The 2,057-nt window shown below is 34.4% G+C and carries 1 protein-coding gene and 1 pseudogene; both read left to right on the top strand.

The features are described 5' to 3' along the window. Positions 1-90 precede the first annotated feature (90 nt). Positions 91-579, top strand: a pseudogene (locus Y7E_RS34225) (RNA-guided endonuclease InsQ/TnpB family protein); the annotation flags it as partial. 72 nt (positions 580-651) lie between these two features. After that, the gene (locus Y7E_RS0106800) at positions 652-1,602 is read left to right on the top strand and encodes a DMT family transporter (protein ID WP_026049123.1); all 951 of its coding nucleotides are present in this window, start codon (positions 652-654) and stop codon (positions 1,600-1,602) included. Positions 1,603-2,057 lie beyond the last annotated feature (455 nt).

The following is a 2,057-nucleotide window of genomic DNA, read 5'->3' as shown; positions in this document are numbered from 1 at the left end:
GGGGCCTTGCCCCTGTGAGAGTAGGACGTCGCCAAGCAAGCTTAAGACGAGTCAGAATGACTCGTCTTTTTTGTGTTTTTATATACTATGATTTCTTGCACAAAGACCAACAAATATTATATTTCCATCCTTACTGAATACGAATATCAACCGATTGCAAAAGAAATACAACACACTGTTGGATTAGACTTTTCGATGAATGGCTTATTTGTCGATAGTGAAACAGGAGAGAAAGCCGATTACCCACATTTCTATCGTCAAGCCTTAGAAAAGCTAGGAAAAGAACAGTTTATTTTGTCACGCAGGAAAAAAGGAAGCAATTGTTGGAACAGACAACGCTGAAAGTGGCTAAGCTACATGAAAAGATTGCAAACTAACGAAAAGATTTTCTTCATAAAGAGTCATACAAGCTGTTCAATATATACGACTGTGTGTTGATTGAAAACCTGAACATGAATGGAATGTCACAAGTCCTTAACTTTGGTAAAAGCGTAGCTGATAATGCCCTGGGGGATGTTCATAATATTCCTGCAATACAAGTTGGAAGGACAAGGCAAGAAACTGATCAAAATTGGCAAATTGAAATTACAAGCTTATTCAACAAGGAAAAATACTAACAAGATATAATACATAATATATCTTGTTGGATGGATGTGGGGATTTATGAAAGCGATATGTATGTTATTAGTAGCGATTATACTATGGGGGATAGCAATTGCTCCGACAAAATGGGCGTTAGAGTCAATTCAACCATTCACCTTATTGTTTCTTCGTCTTTGCTTTGCAGGCGGGATATGTCTATTGTTTTCTTTTCAGCAATTACGAAAAAATATTGTTAATAAGGATGTTCCGTGGAAAAGGATAAGCTTATTATCTTTTACTGGTGTGGCGGGATACTTTATGTTTACCTCGTATGGGATTTCTTTAACAAGTGGATTACATGTTAGTATCATTGATGCAGCTTTACCGTTAGTCACAATTGTTTTCTCGGCACTGTTTTTAAAAGAAAAGATTCAGTTAAATTATTGGATTGGAATTATATTAGGTTTTATAGGAGTAATATGTATTACTATTCCATCTGGTAATGATAATCAAAGTGCCTCTTTAGTCGGGGATATACTTATTTTATTAAGTACCTTTTTATTTGCATTCTATACAATGTTATTAAAAAGGCCAAAGCAAGAAAAGAATCTATCAAACGAAGTATTTACAGCATTAACATTAATTATTGGAGCAATCATTCTATTCCCCTTTGCAGTTATCGAAACTTTTTACTATGGTTTACCTCAAATAGACACATGGAAGACGGGGCTTAGTTTTACGTATCTTGTTGTTTGTGCAACAATCCTAGCTTATTGGTTTTGGAATAAGGCACTAGAAAGAGTTTCGGCATCAGTAAGTGGAGTGTATCTAAATGCTTTACCACTCATAAGTATTATTACTTCGGTTATTTTATTAAATGAATCTTTAACATGGAAGATCTTAATAGGAGGATGCCTAGTTTTATTTGGAGTTATTTGGGCGGATAAAGATAAATTACGTGCTCTAATGAAATCCATAGATCGACAAACTAAAGAAGATAGAAAGTATAAAACATATTAATGAAGGAATATAAAAAGGGGGGGTGATTCATCGAATGGCACGACCTCTTTTTAGTAGGGTTAGGGGAGTATACAGGATGGCTAGGGAACCCGTAGTTTCTATGGAAATGAGGGCTTTTTGAGTAGGTATTCATAATATGTAGTAGGGAGGAATTAAACATTTTTACGCTCCTCTCTTTTGGAAAGACTAGGTATATGGGGAATAGAAAGGGTGTATGAATAAAAGGTTAATGATTTGTGAGTATATATAGAGGAAATAAAAAAATAACTTTTTGTATAAAAATTATTGACTATTTTAACATACAAGTGTAATATTATACGAGTCGCCGATAGTAACAACGCAAAACGCGACAAACGAAATAAAAAACTTAGTTGACATTGAAATATTAAAGTGTTAACATAAGGAAGTCGCAAACAAGCGGCAAACGAGTTCTTTGAAAACTGAACGAAACAAAC

Origin of the sequence: Bacillus bingmayongensis, assembly GCF_000299035.1 — a bacterium.
Classification (GTDB): Bacteria; Bacillota; Bacilli; order Bacillales; family Bacillaceae_G; genus Bacillus_A; species Bacillus_A bingmayongensis.
The sequence above is the reverse complement of the archived record's forward strand: the minus strand, read 5'-3'. Positions and strand labels throughout refer to the sequence as shown.

Bases quoted from the DNA above. Each gene is read 5' to 3' on its own strand.
- Y7E_RS0106800 (WP_026049123.1), top strand. From the start codon at position 652: ATGTGGGGATTTATGAAAGCGATATGTATGTTATTAGTAGCGATTATA.